The sequence below is a fragment of the Chryseobacterium amylolyticum genome (assembly GCF_051011775.1).
In the GTDB taxonomy this organism is placed as follows: domain Bacteria; phylum Bacteroidota; class Bacteroidia; order Flavobacteriales; family Weeksellaceae; genus Chryseobacterium.
In genome coordinates, this window is sequence record NZ_JBPCHX010000007.1 from 104,634 (window position 1) to 130,628 (window position 25,995).

Annotated in this window: 24 protein-coding genes and 1 tRNA gene; 19 read left to right on the top strand and 6 right to left on the bottom strand. The window is 37.8% G+C overall.

Going from position 1 to position 25,995, the window contains the following annotated elements; all coding sequences use genetic code 11:
- Nucleotides 1-3: 3 nt before the first annotated feature.
- From ACR1PO_RS19040 to ACR1PO_RS19065, 6 genes are all read left to right on the top strand, one after another.
- Nucleotides 4-456: a sterol desaturase family protein gene (locus tag ACR1PO_RS19040; RefSeq protein ID WP_433987812.1), complete on the top strand. Its 453-nt coding sequence runs from the start codon at nucleotides 4-6 to the stop codon at nucleotides 454-456.
- A complete protein-coding gene (locus ACR1PO_RS19045) occupies nucleotides 453-1,142 on the top strand; it encodes a lycopene cyclase domain-containing protein (RefSeq protein WP_433987813.1) in 690 nt (229 codons plus the stop codon). Before ACR1PO_RS19040 ends, ACR1PO_RS19045 begins: the two co-directional genes overlap by 4 nt.
- On the top strand, nucleotides 1,132-1,683 hold the full coding sequence (locus tag ACR1PO_RS19050; protein ID WP_433987814.1) for a lipocalin family protein: 552 nt from the start codon (nucleotides 1,132-1,134) through the stop codon (nucleotides 1,681-1,683). Before ACR1PO_RS19045 ends, ACR1PO_RS19050 begins: the two co-directional genes overlap by 11 nt.
- A gap of 35 nt (nucleotides 1,684-1,718) precedes the next feature.
- Nucleotides 1,719-2,309, top strand: a complete 591-nt coding sequence (ribA, locus tag ACR1PO_RS19055) for a GTP cyclohydrolase II (protein ID WP_433987815.1) — start codon at nucleotides 1,719-1,721, stop codon at nucleotides 2,307-2,309.
- Nucleotides 2,310-2,354: 45 nt separating this feature from the next.
- A complete protein-coding gene (locus ACR1PO_RS19060; protein WP_433987816.1) occupies nucleotides 2,355-3,791 on the top strand; it encodes an SDR family oxidoreductase in 1,437 nt (478 codons plus the stop codon).
- A gap of 98 nt (nucleotides 3,792-3,889) precedes the next feature.
- A complete protein-coding gene (locus ACR1PO_RS19065) occupies nucleotides 3,890-4,189 on the top strand; it encodes a hypothetical protein (RefSeq protein ID WP_433987817.1) in 300 nt (99 codons plus the stop codon).
- Between the two features lie 100 nt (nucleotides 4,190-4,289).
- On the opposite strand, the gene ACR1PO_RS19070 is transcribed toward ACR1PO_RS19065, so the two are convergent.
- Complete coding sequence (locus tag ACR1PO_RS19070; RefSeq protein ID WP_332387361.1) at nucleotides 4,290-4,907, bottom strand: Crp/Fnr family transcriptional regulator; 618 nt, start codon at nucleotides 4,905-4,907, stop codon at nucleotides 4,290-4,292.
- A gap of 197 nt (nucleotides 4,908-5,104) precedes the next feature.
- Between ACR1PO_RS19070 and ACR1PO_RS19075 the strand changes: the two genes are divergently transcribed.
- From ACR1PO_RS19075 to ACR1PO_RS19100, 6 genes are read left to right on the top strand one after another with little or no spacing between them, the layout of a single operon-like run.
- A complete protein-coding gene (locus ACR1PO_RS19075) occupies nucleotides 5,105-6,580 on the top strand; it encodes a hybrid sensor histidine kinase/response regulator (RefSeq protein WP_433987818.1) in 1,476 nt (491 codons plus the stop codon).
- 5 nt (nucleotides 6,581-6,585) lie between these two features.
- Complete coding sequence (locus ACR1PO_RS19080; protein ID WP_433987819.1) at nucleotides 6,586-10,194, top strand: response regulator; 3,609 nt, start codon at nucleotides 6,586-6,588, stop codon at nucleotides 10,192-10,194.
- A 15-nt stretch (nucleotides 10,195-10,209) separates the two neighbouring features.
- Nucleotides 10,210-10,572 carry a response regulator gene (locus ACR1PO_RS19085; RefSeq protein ID WP_332387355.1) on the top strand — a complete coding sequence of 121 codons (363 nt, stop codon included), beginning with the start codon at nucleotides 10,210-10,212 and terminating at the stop codon, nucleotides 10,570-10,572.
- Between the two features lie 3 nt (nucleotides 10,573-10,575).
- Complete coding sequence (locus ACR1PO_RS19090; RefSeq protein WP_433987820.1) at nucleotides 10,576-11,406, top strand: CheR family methyltransferase; 831 nt, start codon at nucleotides 10,576-10,578, stop codon at nucleotides 11,404-11,406.
- A gap of 7 nt (nucleotides 11,407-11,413) precedes the next feature.
- Complete coding sequence (locus tag ACR1PO_RS19095) at nucleotides 11,414-11,986, top strand: chemotaxis protein CheB (RefSeq protein ID WP_433987821.1); 573 nt, start codon at nucleotides 11,414-11,416, stop codon at nucleotides 11,984-11,986.
- An 18-nt stretch (nucleotides 11,987-12,004) separates the two neighbouring features.
- The gene (locus ACR1PO_RS19100) at nucleotides 12,005-12,376 is read left to right on the top strand and encodes a response regulator (protein WP_332387351.1); all 372 of its coding nucleotides are present in this window, start codon (nucleotides 12,005-12,007) and stop codon (nucleotides 12,374-12,376) included.
- Nucleotides 12,377-12,426: 50 nt separating this feature from the next.
- Here ACR1PO_RS19100 and ACR1PO_RS19105 read toward each other — a convergent pair whose 3' ends face one another.
- Nucleotides 12,427-12,714: a hypothetical protein gene (locus ACR1PO_RS19105; protein WP_433987822.1), complete on the bottom strand. Its 288-nt coding sequence runs from the start codon at nucleotides 12,712-12,714 to the stop codon at nucleotides 12,427-12,429.
- 104 nt (nucleotides 12,715-12,818) lie between these two features.
- Here ACR1PO_RS19105 and ACR1PO_RS19110 point away from each other — a divergent pair, with 104 nt between their 5' ends.
- The 5 genes from ACR1PO_RS19110 (at nucleotide 12,819) to ACR1PO_RS19130 (ending at nucleotide 20,961) form a co-directional block, all read left to right on the top strand.
- Nucleotides 12,819-13,490 carry a MarR family winged helix-turn-helix transcriptional regulator gene (locus ACR1PO_RS19110; protein WP_433987823.1) on the top strand — a complete coding sequence of 224 codons (672 nt, stop codon included), beginning with the start codon at nucleotides 12,819-12,821 and terminating at the stop codon, nucleotides 13,488-13,490.
- A 245-nt stretch (nucleotides 13,491-13,735) separates the two neighbouring features.
- Nucleotides 13,736-13,808: transfer RNA gene (locus tag ACR1PO_RS19115), tRNA-Lys, on the top strand.
- A gap of 500 nt (nucleotides 13,809-14,308) precedes the next feature.
- On the top strand, nucleotides 14,309-15,739 hold the full coding sequence (locus ACR1PO_RS19120; RefSeq protein ID WP_433987824.1) for a tetratricopeptide repeat protein: 1,431 nt from the start codon (nucleotides 14,309-14,311) through the stop codon (nucleotides 15,737-15,739).
- A 161-nt stretch (nucleotides 15,740-15,900) separates the two neighbouring features.
- Nucleotides 15,901-17,325: a hypothetical protein gene (locus ACR1PO_RS19125; protein ID WP_433987825.1), complete on the top strand. Its 1,425-nt coding sequence runs from the start codon at nucleotides 15,901-15,903 to the stop codon at nucleotides 17,323-17,325.
- A gap of 630 nt (nucleotides 17,326-17,955) precedes the next feature.
- A complete protein-coding gene (locus tag ACR1PO_RS19130; protein ID WP_433987826.1) occupies nucleotides 17,956-20,961 on the top strand; it encodes a reprolysin-like metallopeptidase in 3,006 nt (1,001 codons plus the stop codon).
- 105 nt (nucleotides 20,962-21,066) lie between these two features.
- Here ACR1PO_RS19130 and ACR1PO_RS19135 read toward each other — a convergent pair whose 3' ends face one another.
- Both ACR1PO_RS19135 and ACR1PO_RS19140 read right to left on the bottom strand, forming a co-directional pair.
- The gene (locus tag ACR1PO_RS19135; RefSeq protein ID WP_433987827.1) at nucleotides 21,067-22,221 is read right to left on the bottom strand and encodes an FAD-dependent oxidoreductase; all 1,155 of its coding nucleotides are present in this window, start codon (nucleotides 22,219-22,221) and stop codon (nucleotides 21,067-21,069) included.
- 27 nt (nucleotides 22,222-22,248) lie between these two features.
- Nucleotides 22,249-23,004: a helix-turn-helix domain-containing protein gene (locus tag ACR1PO_RS19140; RefSeq protein ID WP_433987828.1), complete on the bottom strand. Its 756-nt coding sequence runs from the start codon at nucleotides 23,002-23,004 to the stop codon at nucleotides 22,249-22,251.
- Nucleotides 23,005-23,150: 146 nt separating this feature from the next.
- Here ACR1PO_RS19140 and ACR1PO_RS19145 point away from each other — a divergent pair, with 146 nt between their 5' ends.
- Both ACR1PO_RS19145 and ACR1PO_RS19150 read left to right on the top strand, forming a co-directional pair.
- Nucleotides 23,151-23,732 carry a Crp/Fnr family transcriptional regulator gene (locus ACR1PO_RS19145; RefSeq protein WP_433987829.1) on the top strand — a complete coding sequence of 194 codons (582 nt, stop codon included), beginning with the start codon at nucleotides 23,151-23,153 and terminating at the stop codon, nucleotides 23,730-23,732.
- A 63-nt stretch (nucleotides 23,733-23,795) separates the two neighbouring features.
- On the top strand, nucleotides 23,796-24,731 hold the full coding sequence (locus ACR1PO_RS19150) for a ketopantoate reductase family protein (protein WP_433987830.1): 936 nt from the start codon (nucleotides 23,796-23,798) through the stop codon (nucleotides 24,729-24,731).
- Nucleotides 24,732-24,864: 133 nt separating this feature from the next.
- Here ACR1PO_RS19150 and ACR1PO_RS19155 read toward each other — a convergent pair whose 3' ends face one another.
- The gene (locus tag ACR1PO_RS19155; RefSeq protein ID WP_332387335.1) at nucleotides 24,865-25,215 is read right to left on the bottom strand and encodes a 4Fe-4S dicluster domain-containing protein; all 351 of its coding nucleotides are present in this window, start codon (nucleotides 25,213-25,215) and stop codon (nucleotides 24,865-24,867) included.
- Between the two features lie 193 nt (nucleotides 25,216-25,408).
- Nucleotides 25,409-25,993, bottom strand: a complete 585-nt coding sequence (locus ACR1PO_RS19160) for an NADPH-dependent FMN reductase (RefSeq protein ID WP_433987831.1) — start codon at nucleotides 25,991-25,993, stop codon at nucleotides 25,409-25,411.
- Nucleotides 25,994-25,995: the final 2 nt, after the last annotated feature.

Here is a 25,995-nt window from a genome sequence, read left to right on the forward strand (position 1 = left end):
GCAATGAATTTTCTGATCGTTTTGGGTGTTTTTATCGGTATGGAAGGCGTTACATGGCTCATCCACCGGTATATTATGCATGGCTTCCTGTGGGTGCTTCACCGTGACCATCATGATCACAGCAATGAAGGAAAACTTGAGAGAAATGATCTTTTCTTTTTCATTTTTGCAAGTCCGGCCATAGCTTTATTATATCTGGGAGTACAACAGGAATTCAGCTATTGGTTTTATATTGGCCTTGGAATAAGCCTTTACGGAATGGCCTATTTCTTTGTACATGATATTTTCATCCATCAGAGAGCAAAAATTTTTACCAAAACCAAAAATCCTTATTTGCTTGCGATAAGACGTGCTCACAAACAGCATCATAAACATCTGGGAAAAGAAAAAGGAGAATGCTTCGGCTTTTTATGGGTGCCTGTTCAATATTTTAAAATGTATTTCGATAAAAAATGATGCCCTACACTTACATACTGATTAATTTTTTTACGGTCATTATCTGCTTTCTGGCTTCTTTTGACAGAAGGATACAATTTAACAGGCTTTTCGGGAAGTTTCTGATATCATCTACTATTGTGGCTGTTCCTTTTATTATCTGGGATATATGGTTTACCGGAAAAGGGGTGTGGTGGTTTGATCTCAGGTACACCTTAGGGTTTAAAATCGCAGGGCTTCCTGGTGAAGAATGGCTGTTTTTTTACTGTATCCCCTTCGCCTGTGTTTTTACCTATTACTGCTTTGAAAAATTTTTTAAACTGGATTGGGCGGGAATGTTTAATAATCTCATCGTATTTACATCAGTTATTGTGCTAGGTGTAACAGGCTTTCTGTATTATGACAGAATATATACTTTGCTTACTGTAATTGTTACAATGGCCACGCTTTGCTACCTTCATTTTATTGCTAAAAAAGAATGGATAGGAAAAGCCAGTCTGGTCTATCTGGCTTTAATGCCCGGATTTTTTGCTGTGAATGGAATCCTGACAGGATCTTTAATTCCATCACCGGTTGTTAATTATAATCCGGAAGAATTTCTGGGAATCAGAATGGGTACCATTCCCATAGAAGATGCTGTATATGGCTACAGCCAATTTCTGTTGAATATTTATTTCTTTAAAAAAATTACTAAAAATGAAAAATAACTTAATTTTTAAACTTATTGCTGCCTGCGGATTATGGATATTCATGGTGTCTTCATGTACTTCTATGCCTGAAAAAGCACAGCCTGTGAATCAGTTTGATATCAATAAATATTTAGGTACATGGTATGAGATCGCCAGATTTGATTATCGTTTTGAAAAAGATCTGGATAATGCTGTGGCTCAGTATAGTCTTAATAAAGATGGAAGTGTTAATGTCGTCAACAGCGGGTATAACACTAAAAAAGAAAAATGGGTATCGGCTGATGGAACGGCAAAATTCAGAGGTGATAAAGATATAGCCGCCTTAAAGGTAAGCTTTTTCGGACCCTTTTATGCAGGATATAATGTGGTGGCACTGGAAAATTACAAATATGCTTTGGTTGCCGGGAAAAATCTGGACTATCTGTGGATTCTTTCCCGTGAAAAAACAATTCCTGAAACTATAAAACAGGACTTTATTTCCAAAGCAAAGGAAATCGGATATGATACCTCTAAACTTATCTGGGTGAAACAGGATAAGAAAAATCCGTTTGACAAATAGATTCTCAAATTTAAATTAAAACCGAAACGAAACCTATGCTTACAATACAGGCACAATCAAAAATACCTACAGATTACGGAACATTCACCATATATGCATTTTCAGAAAATGAAAAAGACTGGAGTCCGCATCTGGTTCTGGTAGCAGAAAATACAGATTGTAATAAGACGGTTAATGTCCGTTTTCATTCTGAGTGTATTACCGGGGAAGTTTTTCATTCTAAAAAATGTGAATGCGGCCAGCAGCTTGATGCTGCCATGAAATATATATCTGAAAAAGGAGGAATGATCATTTATCTCCGCCAGGAGGGAAGAAATATTGGGATCATCAATAAGCTGAGAGCATATGCCCTTCAGGAACAGGGGATAGATACTGTTGAAGCTAATCTCAGACTGGGTCTGCCGGCAGACGGAAGAAACTTTGATGTGGCGGTGGAAATGCTGAATCTGCTGGATGTTAAGGAAATCAATCTGTTAACCAACAATCCTGACAAAATTAAATCTGTTGAGAACAGCAGTATCATTCTCAAAAGCAGGATTCCTTTGGAAATTGATTCCAATGAGATTAATGCGGGCTATCTTGTAAAAAAGAAAGATTATTTTGGCCATTTTTTAGAAAAAATTTAATGGTCTTCAGACAGGAAATGTATTGATCTGTTAAATCCAATAATTATGGAAAAAATACTGCTTACGGGAGCTACCGGCTATATCGGTAAAAGAATGATCAGTGTGATTGCCGCGCAGGGATATAAAGTCGTTTGCTGCTGCAGGGATATCCGCCGTTTTACAAGAGACACGGATATTGACGAACAGCTCATTGAAGTTATTGAAGTTGATTTTCTGAAGCCCGAAACACTTAAAAATATTCCCGAAGATATTGCAGGTGCTTACTATCTGATGCATTCCATGAGCAATACTGCTGATTATGAAGACTCAGAAAAAAAATGTGCCGCCAGCTTTTCCGGTTATATTGAGAAGACGCAGTGTAAACATATTATCTATCTCTCAGGTCTGGCGAATGAAAAAGAACTGTCAAAGCATTTGAATTCAAGGTATGAAGTTGAAAAAATTCTGATGGACTGCAGGGTTCCTGCAACAGTTCTTCGTGCAGGAATTATCATTGGGTCAGGAAGCGCATCATTTGAAATCATAAGAGATCTCGTTGAAAAGCTGCCTGTCATGGTAGCGCCCAAATGGCTCTATACCCAATGTCAGCCGATAGGAATTGCCAACGTGCTGGATTTCCTGATTTTTGTTCTGTTTAAAGAGCCTGCTTATCAGAAAAATTTTGACATCGGCTGTGATGATGTATTGACTTATAAAGACATGCTATTGCAATTTGCAAAAGTAAGAGGCCTGAAAAGAACAATTTTTACACTCCCTGTAATGACTCCCAGATTGTCTTCATACTGGCTCTATTTTATTACTTCAACCTCTTATAATCTGGCCAGGGCATTGGTTGGAAGCATGAAGGTAGAAGTGGTCTGCCGCCCCGGAAGTCTTGCCAGGATCAAATTAATTACCGGTGTGCAGCCGTTTTCCTATGATACAGCATTGAAGAGAACGCTCGCAAAAATTCAGGCCAATGAAATTATTTCCAGCTGGAAAGACAGTTTTATCAGCAGTCGTAATGATTCAACCTTGAAAGAATACCAGGATGTACCGAAATACGGCTGTTTTACGGACCTCCGGAGTGAAGAGTATGATGACAGGGAAGCCTGTATGAACCGTATCTTTCAGTTAGGAGGTGAGCATGGCTGGTATGGGCAGTATCTCTGGAAGATGAGAGGATTTCTTGATAAACTCGTTGGCGGCCCGGGATTGAGAAGGGGACGCAGACATCCTTCAGATCTTAAAGATGGTGATGCATTAGATTTCTGGCGGGTATTATATGCTGACCGTAAAGAAGGCAGGCTTATATTACTGGCAGAGATGAAGCTGCCCGGAGAAGCATGGCTGATGTTTAAAATTTACAGAAATAAGATCTGGCAAAAAGCTGTATTTCGTCCAAAAGGCCTTTGGGGCAGGTTGTATTGGTTTATGGTGCTGCCATTTCATGGATTGATCTTCAAAGGAATGATCAGAAGTCTCAGTGGAAAGGGAAATTAAAATTCTTATCATGTGATTTTAAGAATATTTTAACATAATGTCTGTTTTTTAGGCATGAACATTGTTTATTTATATACCAATTACTTAAATATTATATTATGAATAATTCAGATTACAACAAAGCAGAAAATGCAGTAAACGAAACGGAAAATACGCTGAAAAATGCAGCTAACGATGCTAAATGGAAGGTCAGTGACCTGGCAGACAAAGCCAGAGACTATATCAATGAAAAAAGGAATAATGATGAAGAAGCAACGCAGGAAGACTGGATAGAAAGGGTAAAATCCAATATTTCTGACGCGTGGGATGATATTAAAGATAAAGCTGATGAAGCCTGGGAAAAGACAAAGGATGCTGCAGAAGATGTGAAGGCAGAATGGAGAAAAAAAACAAATTAAAGTTAGTTTGATAAATGACCGGAGTTCTTGAGGCTCTGGTCATTTATTATGAATGTGGTTTATTTGTATTCTATATTTGAGTGTTTTTTTGTTGGATTAGCTAGTACAAAATTTTACGTCCGTCCAGTTTTATCACTTCATTTTTAACCATCTTTTTCACAGTCCGGATGATGGTTTCTACCCTTAAGCCTGTAAGATCTGCCATTTGCTGGCGGGTAAGTTCTATAGGGAAGCAGTGCTGGCAGTCTCCGTCATGATAACTTTTAAGGTAATCCAGTAGACCTTTTAGACGCTGGGAAGGATCTGATGAAGCCATATTATGGATCATCAGACTGTTGTAATACAATCTTTGGGACAGGCATATATTCATTTCAAGAGAAAGCTCAGGATGTTTCTGAAGCATTTCCATGAAGTTATTTTTAGGCATTCTTATAACTTCAGTAGCTTGTAAACTGACGGCATTCGTAGGATAAAGTTTTTCAATAAACAATAACGGATCACCAAAACTCTGGTTTTTACCCAGGATATTCAGAATAAATTCTTTTCCGTTTTCATTGAATGTATTCAGCTTTACCTTTCCGCTTATGATCTGAAAATAATATTGTGAATGCTCACCCTCGCGGAAAATGAATTCTTTAGGTTTATAAGTAACCCGCTCGCCCCCGTATGAATATAGAATTTTCTCATCTATATTCATGCAGCTTATCGTTTTTTTCATAGGCTTGTTTTTTTCTTAAATTATGAAGAAAGTTTAAAAATAGTAATAACATTTCAATCCTTATGCCATTGAAATTTTATTTACAAAATGTGGTATGAATTATACCCCCAAATACCTTTAAAAATTACTGTTTTCTCAAATATTGTGAGTATTTTTGAAACTAAACTAGCTGTAACTAATTATTGATTTTAATTTTTATGATTTTAATTGTTGATGACAACCAAAATAACCTCTATTCACTGCAGAAATTACTTGAATCCAAGGATTTTCAGGTGGAAACCGCCAATTCCGGCGAAGAGGCTCTTGGTAAAGCCCTGAAAAATGACTATGCCCTAATTATTTTGGATGTTCAGATGCCGGATATGGATGGTTTTGAAGTTGCAGAAACCCTTGCTGATTACAGCAAAACAAAAGATGTTCCTATCATATTCTTATCTGCTGTCAATACGGATAAACGCTTTATAACACGGGGATATGCCTCCGGAGCGAAAGATTATGTTACCAAACCTGTTGATCCTGAAATTCTTCTGCTGAAAGTAAAGACTTTCTATAACCTTCAGGAGCAGAACATTGCCATGAAAAAAACACAGCAGAATCTTGAGCTGGAAGTAAAGGGAAGAAGAGAATCCCAGGTTACCATGAAGTCCCAGATTGATCACTTCCACTTAATGCTTGAGTCACTTCCCCAGATTGCGTTCACACTCAATGAATCCGGAGCCGTGGACTTCGTGAATGGTAAATGGTACCAGTATTCTGATTCTGAATTGGATTTTCCGGAAACACATCCCGATGACCTCAATATCAAAGAAGAATTGGAGAGATGCAGAAAAAAGGGAAAAGCCCTTGAAATGGAAATCAGAATTAAAAATGTCATTTCAGGTCATTACCGTTACCATCTGCTCAGAATAACACCGGTTTATGATGAAGACCGTATCAAAAACTGGGTGGGAACCTTTACGGATATTGATGATCAGAAGAAAGTTGAAAAAGAAAAAGATGAATTCCTAAGCATTGCAAGCCATGAGCTGAAAACCCCTTTAACGAGTATTAAAGCATACGTACAGCTACTGGAAAGAAAATTAAAGCTTGATAAAGAAAGCTCCGAAGCAGGGTTTGTAACGAAAGTCCAGGGGCAGATTGAGAAGCTGAATACGCTCATTACCGATCTGCTGGATGTTTCTAAAATAGAAAACGGAAAACTGAAAATCAATAAAAAACCGGTTAACCTTGAAAATGTCATCAGTAATGCCATTGAAACCATATTGCAGACTCACGACCAGCGTGAAGTAAAAATTGAACGCCACGGAATCAAACCGGATATTTTAATTCCTCTGGATGAAATCCGTATAGAACAGGTACTGATCAATTTCCTGACTAACGCGATTAAATATTCACCTCATAATAATCAGGTTATCGTTACCACTTTTGTAGATAAAGAAGCGGAGGAAGTAAGGGTTAATGTAACCGACTTTGGAATCGGTATCCCGGATTTTAAACAGGATGCTGTATTCAAAAAATTCTATCGTGTAGAAGAATCTTCACTGCAGTTTCAGGGAATGGGGATCGGATTGTTTATCTGTTCCGAAATCATCAAACAGCATCATGGAAGCGTTGGGGTTTCCAGTATCGTAGGTGAAGGTTCTACCTTTTATTTCACATTACCACTAAATTAATTTTAATGCCGAAAAAAATTATACGAAATCTCCAGTTTGGAGTAGGTCTTTCCCTTTTGATTTTGATAGCCAGCTCAATGGCTTCCTACTGGAGTATCCGGAATCAGATGAATCACCGTGAAAGCCTTTCCAAAAGCAGACGTTCTGTAACAGCAGTGAAAGATGTACTGGTTGCTTTACTGGATGCAGAAACAGGAAACAGAGGGTATCAGCTTACCGGCAGGGAAGATTTTCTTGAGCCTTATAAACGGGGATTGAGGGAGTACCCGAAAGCCCTGATACGTGCCGAATCTTTGGGTATAGATGATCAGAATCAATCCGAAAGACTTGCAGGCTTAAAGACTGCAGTTGACAGGGTGATGGGGAACCTGAAACAGCTGGTTGAAAACAGGCGGCGGGGAATCATTATGACCCAGCAGCAAATTACGGACGGTAAAGCGTATATGGATCAGTGCCGTAAAATTGTCAATGATTTTGTGCAATATGAAGAAAGTCAGCTTGAAATCAAAAATAAGGATCTCAACCGTTCCTCCGGTACAACCGTTCTTTTTATTATTTTTTCGGCAATTGCTGCTATTGTGGTAACTACGTTTTTTTATCTGAAAATGCGTGCTGATCTTATCCGTCGGGATAAGCTGGAAAGAATGCTTAAGGAAAAAGATGAGGAAATGACCCGCCGTGTAAGTGCTATTCAGAAAATTGCAAACAGGGTAGCTAACGGTGATTACAGTGAGAAAGCAGTAGATAATGCTCAGGATGACCTTGGAGATCTTGTAGAATCTCTGAATCATATGACAGAATCCCTCAAAATCTCTTTTGAGAAGATTAATAAGAGCGACTGGCGTCAGAAAGGACTTGCTTTGCTGAATGAATCCCTGGTAGGAACCAAGTCGGTGCAGGAAGTTTCCAATAAGGCTTTGATGCAGCTCATTGAATACGGGAACTGTATCAACGGGGCATTGTACCTGTACGATGAAGGTATTTTAAAGCTTAACAAAGCATTCGGGCTGGAATCCAATATGAAAAGAACTTTTGAACCTGGCGAAGGGATGATAGGACAGGCTTTTGTTAATGCTAAAACACAGGTTTACAATAACCTTCATGAAGATGACTTTGTGGTAACCTTTGCCAGCAGTACAATAAAGATTTACGGGATCATACTGATACCGCTTTTTGCAGATGGACGTATCATCGGAGTCTTGGAACTTGGCTCAACATCTAATTTTGATGAAGACAGAGTGAGTTATTTTGAAGAATGCTGCGTTAATATAGGAATTGCCCTCAGCGCTGCAAAAAGCAGGGAAAAAGAACAGCAGTTGCTGGAAGAGACCCAGGCACAGTCTGAAGAACTGCAGGTTCAGCATTCTGAGCTGGAAAACTTAAATACCGAATTGGAGGCACAGACACAGAAACTTCAGGCTTCGGAAGAAGAACTCAAGGTGCAGCAGGAAGAGCTGATGCAGGCTAATGCGGAGCTTGAGGAGCGTTCAAGATTGCTGGAAGAAAAAAATCATCTGATTGCAGAACGTAACAATGAGATTCAGAAAAAAGTGGAAGAGCTGGCGTTAAGTACCAAATATAAGTCTGAATTCTTAGCCAATATGTCTCATGAATTGCGCACTCCTCTGAACTCCATTCTCCTTTTATCACGTTTAATGACGGAAAATCCGGATGAAAATCTCAATGAAGACCAGGTAGAATCTGCTAGGGTTATCCATAGTTCAGGATCGAGCTTATTAACGCTTATCGATGAAATTCTGGATCTTGCAAAAATAGAATCCGGAAAAATGACCCTGGAATATCAGGAGGTAGTCATTGAAGAAATAGTAAAAGATTTAAAGAGTTTATTCAATCCCGTATTTCAGGAAAAGGCACTGCCGTTTAACATTGTGATCGGTGCAGATGTGCAGAAAGTGATTGAAAGCGACCGTCTTAGAATTGATCAGGTGTTGAGAAATCTGTTATCCAATGCATTAAAATTTACTACGAAAGGAAGCATTGATCTGCATATCAGAAAACATGCTGAAAAACCTGATTTTATAATATTTTCAGTGAAGGATACAGGTGTTGGGATTGCAGAGGATAAACAGAAAATTATTTTTGAAGCTTTCCAGCAGGCTGACGGATCTACCAAACGGAAATTCGGGGGCACAGGCTTAGGTTTGTCGATTAGCCGTGAAATTGCCAGACTTCTTGGAGGTGAACTCGTTCTGAAAAGTGAAGTAGACAAAGGCAGTGAATTCAGTTTTATCATTCCTGTACATGCTGTCACAGAAATTACGCATTCCGGAACAGACCAGGATATTGTAGAGGTCATCCGTGAAGATGTTGAAGAAATTCAGAATATTCTGGATGAAGGCGAAATAAAAACAGCTCCTCTGAACACTCTTGAAATTCCTGAAGATGTAGCAGATGACAGGGAAAATATTAAAGATGGAGATAGGGTTATTCTCATCATTGAAGATGACATCAACTTTGCAAAAGCCTTATTGAAATATGCACACTTGCAGAATTATAAAGGTGTTGTTGTTGTAAGGGGAGACCATGGGCTTTCTGCAGCGCAGAAGTACCGGCCTCATGCTATTTTGCTGGACGTGCAGCTTCCTGTAAAAGATGGCTGGGAGGTAATGGATGAACTGAAATCTGATCCGGATATAAAACATATCCCGGTGCATATGATGTCTGTCCTTCATCTCAAAAAAGAAAGTCTTATGAAAGGTGCAGTCGATTTTATCAACAAGCCGGTAGCGCTGGATAAAATGACTGATGTATTCGGAAAAATAGAGGAAGCATTAAAAAAAGGACCTCAGAAAGTTCTCATTGTAGAGGAAAATGCCAAACATGCCAGTGCATTGTCTTACTTCCTGAGCAATTTTAATATCTCTTTATCGGTAGAGCATACGGTGGAAGATAGTGTGAAAACACTGACTTCAGATCTTGTTGACTGCGTTATTCTGGATATCGGAAGCTCAAAAGGAAATGACTACCATGTAATAGAATCCATCAAAAGCCATGAGGGACTTGAAAATCTTCCGATCATTATCTTCACAGAACATCATCTTTCTAAAGAAGAAGAACTTAAAATAAAGCAGTATGCAGATTCAATTGTTGTAAAAACAGCACACTCGTACCAGAGAATTCTGGATGAGGTTGGGTTGTTCCTGCATCTGGTGGAAGAAAAAAACAATTCAGCGGAAAACAATACGGGAAGAATGCTGGGTTCTCTGACAGAAGTGCTGAGTGGAAAAAAAGTACTGATCACTGATGATGATGTCCGCAATATTTTTTCTTTAACCAAGGCACTGGAAAAATATAAAGTTGAAGTCATTGTTGCGATGGATGGAAAACATGCCCTTGAGCAGATGAATCACCATCCAGACATAGATGTTGTTTTAATGGACATGATGATGCCGGAAATGGATGGCTATGAAACAATCAAGCAGATCAGAAAAATGCCAGCATTTAAAAGACTGCCTATTATTGCTATAACGGCAAAATCAATGATCGGAGAACGTGAAAAATGCATTACGGCTGGAGCTTCGGATTATATCTCAAAACCTGTAGATATCGATCAGTTATTATCGCTCCTTCGCGTTTGGTTATATGAAAGTTAAACAGATATAATTCTGATGAGTAAGAAAATTTTAATTGTGGATGATGATCCGCGTAATATATTTGCATTGAAACTGACCCTGAAGGCCCGTGGATATGCTGTTGAAACCTGTACAATGGCTCAGGAAGCTTTTGATATCCTGAAATCAGACCCTCAGTTTTCTGTTGTTCTCATGGATATGATGATGCCCGGGATAGATGGCTATGAAGCTGCCAGGATTATAAGAAATACCCCTGAAATCAAAAATATTCCCATCATTGCTGTTACTGCACAGGCAATGCCTGAAGACCGTCAGAAATGTATCGAAGCCGGAGCTGATGATTATGTTTCAAAGCCGATAGATGTGGATCTTTTAATAAAAGCAATAGAAAAATTGTAATACATGCTGGAACCAAGTATCATAAAAGATCAGGAAGTTGAGTATCTGATCAACGATGTATATGAGATGTACGGATATGATTTTTCCGGCTACAGCAGGGCTTCGTTTAAAAGAAGGGTAAACCGGATATGTCTTCTGGACAGGCTTACCAGTTTTGCAGAACTCAGGTATATTATTATGAACGATCCGGAGTATCTGAAGCGCTTTATAGAAGAAGTTACCGTAAATGTTACGGAAATGTTCAGAGATCCTTCTTTTTTCAGAGCGTTGAGAGAGAAAGTGCTGCCGCAACTAGGTACCTATCCGCTGATCAGAATCTGGATAGCAGGTTGCTCAACAGGAGAAGAAGCCTATTCAATAGCAATTCTGCTGAAAGAAGCAGGATTGTACGATAAATCCCTGATCTATGGCACTGATCTGAACCCTGCTGTTCTTGAGACCGCCAGAGCCGGTGTCTTTCCGCTGCATCAGATGAAATTATATTCTGAAAACTATATGCTTTCAGGCGGAATAAAGGATTTTTCTGATTATTATACCGCTAATTATGATAGTGTAAAGTTTGATAAAAGTTTACAGGAAAAACTTATTTTATCTACTCACAACCTGGTGTCAGACAGTTCTTTTAACAGTTTTCAGCTGATTATCTGCAGAAATGTTCTGATCTATTTTGACAGAGAACTTCAGGAAAGGGTATTCAGGCTTTTTGACAACAGCCTTGAAAATCTTGGTTTTCTTGCTCTCGGTGCCAAAGAAACACTTCGGTTTTCCACCATTGAAAAGAATTATCATCAGACTGAAGACCAGAAAATCTGGAAAAAGCTTGATCACCATTAATACTGCAATGATGAAATCAGAGACGAATATTGAATTAATTGTTATTGGCGGATCGGCCGGGAGCTTACAGGTCATTATCGAAATGATTAAAAATCTTGATGAAAAACTGAATATTCCGATTGTTGTTGTAGTTCACCGTAAAGCCCAATCCGGAGATATCCTGCGGACTTTGCTGCAGCAGTTTATCAGAATACCGGTGGTAGAAGTAGAAGATAAAACCGAAATTAATAACCGGACCCTGTATATTGTTCCTGCTGATTACCATTTACTGTTTGAAAACAAGAAAAATATGTCACTGGACAGCTCCGAAAAGATGAATTACTCCCGGCCTTCTATAGATGTTACTTTCAGGTCTGCTGCTGAAATTTACGGGGAACATATGATCGGAATACTTTTATCAGGAGCCAATGCTGACGGAGTAGAAGGCCTGTTGTATATTAAAAAGTATAACGGGCAGGTCTGGATTCAGGATCCTGAAACTGCAGAAGTGGAATATATGCCCAGGCATGCTGTAGAAGAAATTGATTATGATTTAATTATCAGGCCTGATAATTTAGCGGATTATATCAATCAGTTGTAATAGAATAACCTCAATAATATGAATAAAAAGAGAATTTTAATTTTTGATGATGATACTGCTATTTTAGAAGTCATCACCATCATATTTGAAGAAAACGGCTACGATGTTAAAATTTCAGAAACATCCCATGATATCCTTGAGAAAGTAGCAGAATACCAGCCGGATATTATTCTGATGGATAACTGGATTCCCCGAATCGGTGGGGTAGAGGCGACAAAGCTTCTTAAAAACAGTAAAGAATTTAATCACATTCCGGTCATTTATGTTACCGCAAATAATGATATTGCAGCGTTAGCTTCTGAAGCGCAGGCGGATGATTATGTTTCAAAACCATTTAATCTGGATGATCTTGAAGCAATGGTGGCAAAGCATACAACAGAACAGGTATAAAGAACTGCAATTTTACCCAAAAAAATCTCTCAAAAATTTTGAGAGATTTTTTATTGATTTTTCAGAGTACTGATGATCTGTGTTTTTGTTAAAGAATAAGTATTTACATTTTGAATTAACGAGCGGAGTAAAAGGTAAAGGTCAGGGTTTCCCATAACGATATCCGAAAATGTTTTAACGAGAATTAATTTTTTTGAAACGATATTATGTGCAGCAATGTATTCGGAGCTGACGTCAATGTCAATATTTAGCTCCTTCTTTACTGCCAGGTTAAAATATTCATCGATCAGATGTTTATCAATAACCGGGTCTAACCTGTCTGTTTTTATTTCGTCCATATCGTTGATAATTAAACTTTAAACTACAAATCTTATACCGTATGGATTAAAAAATAGAGGAAATTCACCTGAAATAAAGTATATTTGTATACTATTTTATTGAAATGAATTTTGCCCTTATCAAAGACTTTATGACGCTCCTTGAGCAATTTGAATCAGATGCTGATCCAAACTCCTATCCCTGCACTATTGAAGGCTTTAAGTCCTGGATTTCTGATCAGGAGAATATGCACCGTGCAGATCCTTTTGAAGAACCCTATTGGGAGGGTAAAGAGAATGGAAGAACACCGGAAAGTGCGATAAGTACGTTATTGGTTCACCTTAACCGCTATGCGAAAACCTACTCCAAATCCGCAATATCAGATTCTGAATTTTCCACCCAGGAAGACTTCATTTATTTGATCAATTTAAAAGCTTTTGGTGAGATGACCAAGATGGCGCTTATCAAAAAAAATATTCATGATAAGCCGGTTGGTATGCTTATTATTGCAAGACTGCTGCGCCAGGGGCTTATTGAACAGTCAGATTCTGATCTGGACAAGCGAAGTAAATTGATCCGCATTTCCGAAAGAGGATTGATAGTCCTGGAAAAACAGATGGAGAAGATCCGCCAGGCGACCAATATCGTGGCGGGTAATCTCAGCCATAAGGAAAAAATGGATCTGATCCGTATCCTGAATAAACTTGATCGTTTTCATTATCCTATTTTTTCAAGAAATATTAATTCTGATGATCTCATCAACACAGTTTATGATGAATATGCTTTTAAAAATTGATAGCAAGTGTTAATGATTAATCTTCTTTGTTTAAGATGCCGGATTATATTTTGGATGATAAATTATTCCTGATTTGAAAATTCCAGTTTCTGAGCCTGCTGCAGATTCAAAATTTTTGTCTCTGATTATGTAAAGGTTAGCAGAATTGAGTCTGTAAAATCGCTGGGAAGTATTGTAAATAAAGAAAAAGTTTCTATCTTTGCAGTCCCTTAAGCAAAGGGATTTACTTGAAAAAGTAAGCGGCCGACTCGGTAGCTCAGCTGGTAGAGCAATACACTTTTAATGTATGGGTCCTGGGTTCGAATCCCAGCCGGGTCACTGAAAGAGACAACAGTTAAAGTTGTCTCTTTTTTTGTCTCTTTTTTTGTGTCTTCATTGTATTGTAAGTTAGTGTGTAATCGTAAGGTATTACTGAAAATAATTACAGCAATTATATGAAAATAATTTACTAAACTAACCTCTAGAATTTAATCTCTTTGTAACAATTTCCATTTCAGGTAGTCTTATCATTATTAAAGCATGTGCTTTTTAATACGGAAGATCTATGCTGTTTGTCCGGAAATTTTTTAAAAATGTCCGTTTAAAGGAACTAGGGTTACTTTATTTTAATGTTATATTTTCGCAAAACAGATTGCTTATTTCATAATAAGTTTGGGAAATTATGTATATTTATAACACTTATTGGGGAAAAATAATGGCATAAATTGATCAGCATATTTCACTAAATATGCATAGGTAGATATTTAGATACAGGGAAAAGTGGCATGGGAAAAATTAATTTTAAGAATAAAAAAACATATCCAACCGGCATAAAGAGAATGATAACCTATACAATCTGTATAGGATTATTTGTGTGCCTGTTTTCCTGTCATCGCAATACCCCGGACAAAGAAAAGGAAAATTTTGATGTTTCCTTATTAACCCAAAGCGCTGAGTTGCAATTGTCCGGTGAATATGAAGCCTTTAGCAGTTTAAACAAAAATTATCTGAAAAAGGCAGCTAAAATGAAATATACAGCAGGAAAAGGACTCTGTTACCTGAATATGGCAGGGGTTAATGTATCAGCAGGCAATTATGAAAAAGCCCGTTTTTTTTTCAGTAAAGCAGAAAAAGCCCTGATAAATTCTGAAAATGCTTATCACAAAGCAACTTTCTATGATGATTACAGTCTGTATTACTCGCATCTTAAAGTATATGATAAGGCTATAGAATGCAATAACAAAGCATTTTATTATTTGAAGCAGGCAAAAAATACAAAACTTACTCAGAAACTTCTTCCGAGACTTTATGTAAACAAAGGTATTTACCATGCATGGAAAGGATGGCTGGGGACATCTTTAAAATGCTTTATCAAGGCAAATACACTGGAAAATTCGGCATATACCAATTGCATGGTGGCGCAATACTATTTATACACCCATAAACCTGATTCTGCAGGGATATATATTGCCAGGGCAGATGAAAAAATGCTGAGTCAGAAAACAACAGATGTGGAATCGCTTTGGGTATATTATACCATGGGATATTATTATAATGAAACTGATAACAGTGAACAGGCGGAAAAGGCTCTTAAAAAAGCCCTTGAAATTAATATCAGGACAAGACGCACCTATTCTTCACATATAAAAGACGTATATAAAGCACTTGCAGAAGTGTACAAGAAAAAAAATGACGGAGGGAAAGCCTACTTTTATCTAAAAAAATATATGGAAGAGGAAAAGCGTTTTGATGCTGCCAGATTTGCCGCCATGAATAAAGCTACCGAAGATTTTATTTCAGAAGTAAAGCAGGAATCTGATTGGCACAGAAATGATCTTCCGCTATTCATTGCTCTTTCTGTTACTGTTCTCACCGTTTCAGGAGTGTACGTGCAGAAGCTGATTAATAAATTGCAAAAAAAGAAGAATACCCTGAAAGAGCAGACTGAAGCATTGAAGCATCGTGTTCAGGCAAAACAGCTGGAGGAAGTGATAGATCTTGCTAAAAAGAATGATTCTTCTTTCTTGCTGAAGTTTAAAGAATTATATCCTGAATTTATAAAAGCACTTCTGGAAATCAACCCGGATCTTGAAAATTCTGAACTCACTTTCTGCGCGATGCTGAAACTGCGTTTTTCATCCAAGGAAATTGCAGATTATACTTTTGTACAGCACAGATCGGTACAGCAGAAAAAGTACAGGATCCGTAAAAGACTGAACATCCCCGGAGAAACAGATATTTATGATTTTTTTGAAAACTTACAGGAATAAAGAAAGGGATCACAATAAAAAATGCAGGATTCTGTTTTATCAAAATATTTTATTGATCCATCAGAAATAACCATTGAAGATTAAATATGAACATTGTTTTTTCTAAGGAAGTCATGTATTAACATTATGTATATAGGAATATAGCTTAAATAAAGAAACATATGATACGTATTTTTCTTTCTGTTTTACTTATTATTTTAATTTCGTGCCATTCTCATTCAAAAAAAGAGGCTGAAAAGGCCTTTGACGTCTCTTTGCTGAAGCAGAATGAAAAATTCCGGCTTGCCGGAGACTATGATTCGTTGATTGATCTTAATAAAAGGTATTACAGACAGGCCGATAAGATGAACTATGAAGACGGCAAGGCCTTATGCTATATCAATCTGGCAGAACTTAATATTTCACTGGAAAACTTTCAGAAGTCACAGATTCTTTTTGACAATGCGAAGAAAATCCTGGATGGTTCAGATGACAATATACATAAAGCAAGGTTTTATAATGTTTATGGCCGCTTCAACGTAGAACTCCGGAGGCTTGATAAAGCTCTTCAGTATAATGATGAAGCAATGAACTTTATACGGAAAAGTGATCAGTCACCGCTCAAAAATGATCTTCTTTTCAGCATTTATTTAAGACAGGCAATTTATCTTGTTCAAAAAAAAGATTATAACAAAGCACTCGAATATTTCCATAGGGCAAAAAAGTTTGATGATACAGGTCTGGCGGATTGTGCTATAAGCGATTATATCTATATGCATAAAAACAAGGACTCCGCCTATAAATATATAACGCTTGCTTACAACAAAGCCAATATAAGAGGTAAGGAAGATGGAATCGCACTCTATGCAAATACCATAATGGGGGAATATTTTCTCAGCTACAAACAATATGATAAGGCCGAGGAGGCTTTTAATAAAGCCTTGAAAATCAATGAAAAAACGAAACGTATCTATGCCTATTATGGAAAGTATCTTTATAATGATCTCAGAGTTTTATATGAACATACAGGGGATAAAGAGAAAGCTTACTTTTATCTGAAGGCGTACACGGACGCTTTTTATAAAACCAATACATCTTTACTGGCTGCTATCAATCAGGATATGGAATCCTTTATTGCAGAAACCCGGCAAGATGCTGACCGCCACCAGAATAAAATATACTGGATTGTTTCCCTCTCATTTGTAGGTCTTTGTTTGTTGGGGCTATATGCCTGGAGGATTATTATTGCATTGGGAAAGCGGAAAAAAGTTCTCGCTATAGAAGCTGAAAACCTCAAAGTAAGGATGAATGACAATAAGCAGGAAGAAATTATTGAGCTTGGTAAAAAAAATGATCCTGAATTTCTGGATCGTTTTAAAGAAGCCTATCCTGAATTTATAAAACAGCTTTTAATAATTAATCCAGGTCTGGAAAATTCTGAACTTGTTTTTTGTGCCATGCTGAAACTTCATTTTACATCCAAAGAAATTGCAAGTTATACTTTGGTTCAGCATAGAAGTGTTCAGCAGAAAAAATACAGGATCAGAAAAAAACTGAACATTCCCAAAGAAACAGATATTTATCATTTCTTTGACACCTTAACATAATTCAAAAAAAAACTGTCTGATTCATCAGGTCAGACAGTACTCGAAATATTCTCTTTTCACCACTCGGTTTTTTTTGTGGTCTCGGTTTCAAATATGAAAATTTTTAACTTAAACAGGAAAAAAAGCGATACTACACGAATACTACACTGTGTAGATGTGATTTTAAAATATTGATATATAGATAGTTATTCTTTTGCTGGGTTTTGAAAATTAAGGATAAAAAAAATTACTGATCATCCTTAACTTATTTATTTTTACTTCTTACTCTTTATCATTTATTCCTTTTTAATGACTGCATAAGTATCATTTAAGTACTATTTTCTTTCTGAGTTTCAATATGTCTTTAAGAAGCTCTTCGGATTGAAAAATTTAATGATTCACAGAGTGTAATATTGTTACATGGAAGATGCTCATAACATAATTCGTTGATAATTAAATAATTAATTTGTTTGTTGTATCTGTGTAGTATCGTTTTTTTTTGTTTTTTATTCAAAATATATAAGTTTTGTAAAGAGTTTTGTTGTGAATTTTATATGATTAATTCTATTTTATTGAATTTATGATAATAGTGAGTTTGCCTGTCATATATTAAAATTTTCAGCATTCTATCAAAATAACTTAAATATATCTATGAAAAAAAGAATTTTATTCGTTTGCGCATTAGCGTCTTGTTTTACGGTTTTCAATGCCCAGAGGTGGGAGTCTGTTTCTCAAAAAAGTTCACAGATAAGAGAAGGAGTAGAAGTACAGCATTCTTACAGAGTAGATCTGAAGTCTCTTAGAGAAATGCTTAAAAGTGCAGAAGAAACAGGGAAAAATGCAAAGCCTGTTATTATTTATTTACCAACTGTAGAAGGGAAGATTGAAAAATTTGCAGTGTATAGCAATCCTGTGATGGACAGATCTCTGGTAGAAAAATATCAGTTAGGATCTTACGTGGGAGTTGGAGTAGATGATCCTTCCAAGTATTTACGGTTCAGTACTTCTCCCACTGATATGCAGTCAATGATCATCAAGGATGGAGTGTTTCAGTTTATAGAGCCCATCAGTGCGGATAAACAGACTTACGGAGTCTTCTATAAAACAAAGAATGATGGAGAACATGGCTTCAAATGTGATACAGGAGAACATGATTTTAAAAATATTAATAAGCTGGTGGAGAATGGTAAAAAAATGCTCTCCGGAGTTGGAATTACCAGCAGACCTACTAATACAAAATACAGGGATTTCAGAATGGCATTATCCGTTACAGGAGAATACAGCCAGTATCAATTAACAGCTGCAGGAACTCCGGCCAATGCTACAGATGATGTGAAAAAAGGCGTGGTTCTGGCTGCTATGAATAATACAATGACCCGCATAAATGGTGTTTTTGAGCGTGATTTTGGTGCTCATTTAACAGTACAGAATCTTCCGCAGATCATCTATCTCGATCCGGTAACAGATCCTTATACGGGTAATTTAAATCTTCAATTACAACAAACACTTACTTCAGCAGTAGGAAATGCCAATTATGATATCGGGCATGTTCTTAACCAGAATGCTGAGAGAAGCGGAAATGCGGGAGGAATCGGAATTGTCTGCGTAGATCCGGCGACTAATACTGAAATAAAAAAAGGTTCTGCTTATACACAGGGACCTGTTCCTGTAGGGGAAGTTTTTGATTTTACTGCAGCACATGAAATGGGACATCAGCTGGGAGCAAATCACACGTTTTCAAATACTTCTGTTACAGATGCAAACCAAGGCGCAAACGTAGAGCCGGGCGGTGGAACAACGATTATGGGATATGCCGGGATTACCTATGATAATGTTCAGGCTAACGCAGATGGATATTTTCATTATAAATCCATTGATCAGGTACTAACTAATTTAGAAAATAAACTTAATTGCGGAGTTTCTCAAAATATTATCAATAATACAGCTCCGGCCATTAATCCTCTGGTTGCTTATAGCATTCCTAAAGGAACGGCTTATTATCTTGAAGCTTCAGCAACCGATGCTGAAAATGATTCTGTGAACTATACCTGGGAACAGAATGACAGTACAGATGAATTTTCTACAATTTCCGGCGATAGCGGATGGGGATATAATCCGAAAGGAGCTTTAACAAGGTCCGTTCCCGAAACACCAAACGGGAGAAGGTATTTTCCCAACTTCGCAAGTGTGATGAATGGAATCCTGACAGATAAGCAGAGATGGGAAACTGTATCTTATATCCCCCGAACACTGAACTATGCTGTAACGGTAAGAGATCTTAATGCTCAACGCCCGATGGTTTCCAGCTCAACAACTACTGTAACTGTAGGAAATGACGGACCATTCAAATTTAATGGGCTTACTCCATCTTCAGTATTGTATAATAATGCAGTGAACACCATTTACTGGGATGTTGCCAATACAAATGCAGCACCTTATAATACAGTGAGTGTGAAAATAGATTATACTACTGATAATGGGGTAACCTGGACAAACCTTGTTGCAGCAACACCCAATACCGGAAGCTATAGTGCACAAATGCCAGGAAATGTAAGCGGAACAGTAAAATTAAGAGTGTCAGCTGTAGGAAATATCTTTTATGCCGTGTCGCCTGCTGTTACTGTAGGGAGTGCACCTACATCTTCTACGGCGTCTCCTACAGGAGTTTCGGCTATAGATACTGAGATTTTCAAAACATCTGCAAGAATATCCTGGAACAGTGTTCCGGGAGCTACTTACTCTGTCAATTACAGAAAAGCAGGCACAGTAAACTGGTCTAATGTCCTTAGCCAGGCTAATTCTGCTGTTCTGAATAATTTAGAAGATGAAACCAATTATGAGGTTCAGGTGGCCGCTGTAGTCAATTCAGTTCCCGGGACTTTTTCTAATAATTATACATTTAAAACAAAAGGATTAAAGACCGGTGTGGATTACTGTTTATTAAACTCCGGATCACCTTATTTAGGTGCAATTTTGAAAGTTGCAGTTGCCAATATAGATTATACTGATGCTACAGCGAGATCTTATAAAGATTTAAGTGAGGATCCTACCAAGATTGTTAATTTGACACAAGGTAATACATATACAATTTCGCCAAGGATAGGAAACTTGCTACAGAGCGGCATGCAGGTAAATTTATCTGTATGGGTTGATTATAACAGAAATGGAACTTTCGAAGCATCAGAAAGAGTCGCTCAGACATCCGGGGCGTCTCCTACAGGAAATGTTGGAATGGGTAACCTTAACTTTACAGTCCCGGCCAATACTTATTCCGGAGATAAATTGTTAAGAATGAGAATTGTAGGTAAGTTTTTCAACACAGCTCCTGATGATGTATGCGGCGAACTGGAAAGCCAGGCAGGAGGCATTATGGATCTTCCTGTGAAGATTACTGCCAATACACTTGCTGTGAGAGAAACAGCAGATACAAAATCATCCGGAATATCTGTTTATCCTAACCCTGCAGATACCTTTGTTGAAGTGAAAAACTTTAAAGGTAAGGGTGATTACAAAATTTACAGTGCAGACGGAAGACTTGTTCAGGAAGGAAAAATAGACGGACAAAAAATCAATGTTGCTTCTTTAGTAAAAGGAATGTATGTGATCACTATAAAAGATGACAAGAACACTTATAATACCAAGCTGATCAAGAAATAACACAGGTGAACCTCCGTATCTGGATCTAAAACGGAGAGAAAAAAATTATTTTCTAAGAGGGAAAAGGCTGTCTTCAATTGAAGGCAGCCTTTGTCATAATGAAACTTAATGGCCATTAAAAAAGTCAAGCATGGTTGTTAATGATGTGTCAGAATGCATCCGTTCCCCATTTTCCAGGGACTCCCGGGTGGCAATGGCAGCTCTCTCGCGCATCTTCTGTTCGTAGCTGGAAATAGCTTCATGTAGCGTATTATAATGGTTATCTGTTAAATGCTCACTCAATTCCAGAGCATCCAGCATAGCCATATTAGCTCCTTCTCCTGCAAATGGAGGCATTACATGAGCAGCATCACCGATTAATGTCAGGTTGGGCAGGGTTTCCCAGGTGTGATCAAAGGGCATATAGTAAATCAGACGTGGAATAAAAGGAGTTACAGCGTTTTCAAACAATTCTTCCCACACAGAGCTCCATTCAGAGTATTCTGTTTTAAACCATTTCAGCATTTGGGTATTATCAGAAAAGTTGAGCCCACTGGCAGCAGGCCAGTTTTCATCAGCTTTAAAACTTGCATAAAATCCAATATCTCCGTTACCTTTCTGCCCAAGCAAAATGTTTTGACGATTTCCGAAAGCCATTATTTTTCCGCCTTTCACCATGGCATCAATATTAGGAGCATTTTCCTTTGAAACATTTCCTTCCAGCATGATCACTCCTGAATAAACGGGTTTAATATCAGTTAGATAAGGCCGTATTTTGGAATTGGCTCCGTCTCCGGCAATGACAAGATCTGCATACATGGAAGTTCCGTTTTTGAAATGCAGCAGCCAGCCTTCATCCAGGCTTTCCATAGAGATAAAATGACTGTCCCAGACTACCGTTTCAGGCTGGAGAGCATCCAGGAGCATATTCCTTAATGGGCCGCGGTCTATTTCCGGACGAAAATGTTCATACCCAAAATCTTCTTCAGGCTTTGTTTCGTGATCACTAAAAAATATTTCTGCTTTTTCATTCACAATCAGTGCTCTGTCAGCTCCGGGACGGAAGCTTTTCTTAAATTCATCCAGCAACCCTGCTTTACGGATGGCTTCCAGCCCCGAATCTTCATGCATATCAAGAGGAGAGCCCTGGACACGGGCATTTTTATCGAAGTCTCTTTCATATACTTTTACATTAGCTCCTTTCAGCTGTAAAAGTCTTGCCAGTGTAAGTCCGGCAGGACCGCCACCAACGATTGCTATTGATTTATTTTCTATCAGCATTGTTAATTTAAATTTTACAATGCAAATTTATTTTCCTTTCAATACTGATAATAGTACAAATCGGTCGTTTTTATTTTGGGATAATTCTTTGGGAGCAACTCCGGAAAATTTCTTCACCTCTTTGATGAAGTGATTCTGATCGGTATAGTTGAGTTCCGGGAATAATCTTCCCTGTGCGATGTGTTCCAATGAAGCTCTGAAACGCAGAATAGTAGAATATGCCTTTAACGACAATCCAAGCTGTTTGGTAAAATAACGGTTGATCTGCCTGCTGCTCCAGCCTGTTTTTTCAGAAAGCTCCTGCACACTCATTTCACCTTTTGAGGCATAAACCAGCTCGAAAAGCTTTAATTTCCTTTCATCTGTTTTCGCAGGAAGCAGTTGCTTTATCTTTTGGGTAGCTTTGATACAGCAGTTGTTGAAATCCTTTAAATCGCCTGCGCCAAAATTCCAGAAATCAGGAGAGAGTTCTTTTCCTGCATTGAGCAAGCCGGCAATGGAGGTATTCAGAATATATTCAACAGCAAGAGGCTTAAAACTTACAACAAAAGCAATTGTATGAGGAGCAATATACCTTTGTTCAGGATAGGTTTCCAAACCGAGAAGGGTAACATGAAAAGGCTCTGAAGCTGACCGGGAGAAAAAAAGATCAATTCTTCCGTCAGGAATAATCACTACTTCTTTAGCTTGATCCGACAGATTCCGAAATGTTCCCAGATTTTCAACAAAATCTGCGATTTCTATGTCAGGTTCGATGAAATTGTAAGTGAAGTCATGATCCATATTGATCTTATCTGTTTTTAAAAGAGAAAATTACAAAATTACCACTTGATTTATTAAAAAAGTTCAGGGTTTATTTCAATCGTTTATAAATGCTATTTTTGTTCTGGAAAGATTTTAAATATAAAATATGCTGAAGCCTTTATTCTATGAACAAATCATCACTTAATACCTATTTTCATTCCCTGTTTACAATCAGAAAAGAAGTGGTTGAAAAAATAACAGAAAAGTTCAGCCGTTTTGAGTTAAAGGCAAACAGAGTTTTGCTGGATAAAAATGTGATCAGTACCAAAACCTATTTTCTGGAAAAAGGATATGTCCGTTCCTATATTCTGAACGAAGATAATGAGGAAATTACAACAAATATTTATAGGGCGCCCTGCTTTGTTAATGATTTTCTGTCTTTTTTCAGGCAGCAGCCAACCAAAGAAATATATCAGACCGTAACGGATTGTGTTTTCTGGGAAACGGGATTGGAGAACGTACAGCATAATTTCCATAATATTCCTGAATTCAGGGAATTCAGCAGACTTCTTTTTGTCCTTAATTATTATAATATTCATGACAGGCTGATTGAAATGGCCAGCCAGAAAGCTTCCACAAGATATGCCAGCCTGATGAAGAAAGATCCTGAAATTTTCCGGTATGTTCCTTTAAAAGTGATAGCTTCTTATCTTGGAATTAAAGACAGTTCACTGAGCAGGATCAGAAGGGATATTTATAAAATGTAATTCTTTTCATTTGTCAAGTGGTATTTCATGCATTGTTACTGATATTTGTTTAAAAATAATTTCATGAACAAAAAACAGATTGTTGTTGTAGGATTGGGCGGGGTAGGCGGTTATTTTGGTTTTAAAATCAATCAGGCCAATGAAACTTCCCGAAAATATAATGTTTCCTTTGTTGCCCGCGGAGAAACGTATGAGAAGGTAAAAGAGAACGGATTGACCTTGTTATCTCCGGAGCATTCCAATCCGAAGACCTATCCCAATGATATTTTGAAGAACATCAGTGATATTAAAAATCCTGATCTGGTCCTGATCTGTGTAAAGGAATATGATCTTGAAAATGTTTGCCGGCAGTTGCTGCCGGTCATTAACGAAAATGCCATATTGCTACCTATGATGAACGGGGCGGATATTTACGACAGGATACGGAAAATAATTCCTGAACATACTGTTCTTCCAACCTGTATCTATGTAGCTTCCCATATTAAAGAAAGAGGAATAGTAGAACATAAGGGAAAAGCAGGAAAAATGATTATCGGAAGAGATCCTGAGCATTTTTCTGCTCCTATAGAATGGATTACAGAGCTACTGAATGAAAGTAAGATTGATTTTGACTTTAAAGACAATTCATTAACGGATATCTGGACAAAATTCATATTTATTGCCAGTTTCGGACTGGTAACGGCTAAACATAATTCTTCCATAGGAACTGTCTGTACAAATGAACAACAGAGGAGTGAAGCCACTGAAATTATGAAAGAAATAAAGCAAATTGCCGATAAAAAAGGAATTTATCTTCAGGAAGATATCATTGATAAGACATTCGAAAAAGCTTCCACATTTCCTTTTGAAACTCCAACTTCGTTACAGCTTGACATCAATTCAGGAAAGAAAGAAAACGAACTGGAGCTGTTTGCAGGAGCTGTACTGAAATATGGTGTTGAGGTTGGGGTAGAAACTCCTTTTACTCAAAGAATCTATACTGAAATTAAAGCCAAATAAGTTTTGGCTGAAGCCGAAGAAAAAGAAATAAGAAGGCGGGTTAAAACCCGCCTCTATCGAAATTAAATATAAAAGGTAGAAATTTTATCGCTCTCTTGCTTCATAGCGTTAATCAGGGCATCCAACCGAATACTTAGGCACTGTGCATGAATTTCTGCCGTTCCAGTAGTACTTCTTCGGTTTCACGATGATCGGGATCATCCACACAACAGTCTACAGGGCATACCGCCTTGCATTGTGGTTCTTCATGAAAGCCTTTACATTCTGTACATTTTCCGGAAACGATATAATAGACTTCATCCGAAACCGCTTCATTATATGCATCGGCATCAGTTTCCGAACCATCCGGGAACTTTATATGTCCTGTAAGCTTTGTCTTGTCTTTCCAGCGCCAGTCAATGGCCCCTTCATAAATGGCTGAATTGGGGCATTCAGGTTCGCAGGCTCCGCAGTTGATACAGGCATCCGTTATTTTTATAGCCATATCATATGAATTTTTAGGTTTTAAAAAAAGGGATTTCTTCAACGAAGAACGACTTGGAAATCCCCTTCAACTTAATTACAGCAGTTCAACACTGTTCTTTGAAAATAAGCAGCATAAAGCGTGCTAATTTTTATTTTTACATCATCAGTCTGCCCACAAATTACGCGCTTACACTGTAAGACCAGTCTGGCAGCTAGTCTGCTGATTTTGTTAAGCCTGAAGATTTCAGACTTTCTATTTTTTTAGAAGTTGCAATGCTGATAAGCTTATCAAACTTACCGGAATAGAGATCCGAAATCTGTGTTGAATTGTCAGCTGCAAATAATGATGATCTTACAACAGGTACGCTGAATGGCAGCGGCCAGGCACGCAACGATTTGGCAATAGAATCCATGGTATTAATTCCCTGCATGGCCTGAAGACCGTCAGCCCAGCATATCATCCCCACCATTTTATCAGTAAGATAAGGTTCATATCTGTTGGCAGTTACTTCGAGCCAGTCCAGACAGTTTTTCATCACTCCAGGAATACTGCCATGATAAAGTGGAGCCAGCCATATATGAAGATCAGCATCAGTAAACATCTGAACCATACGTTCCACCGCCAAAGGAGTTTTGGTGAGTGTTACATCAAATAACGGAATTCCGGAATCTGCCAGTGTAAAAATATCAGTGTGAATACCAGACATTTTCAGCCGCTCTGAAAAATAATCCGAAATCAGCCCGGAAGTAGATAAGGCTCTTCTTTCCAATGATCCGTTGAATATAATTGCTTTCATTT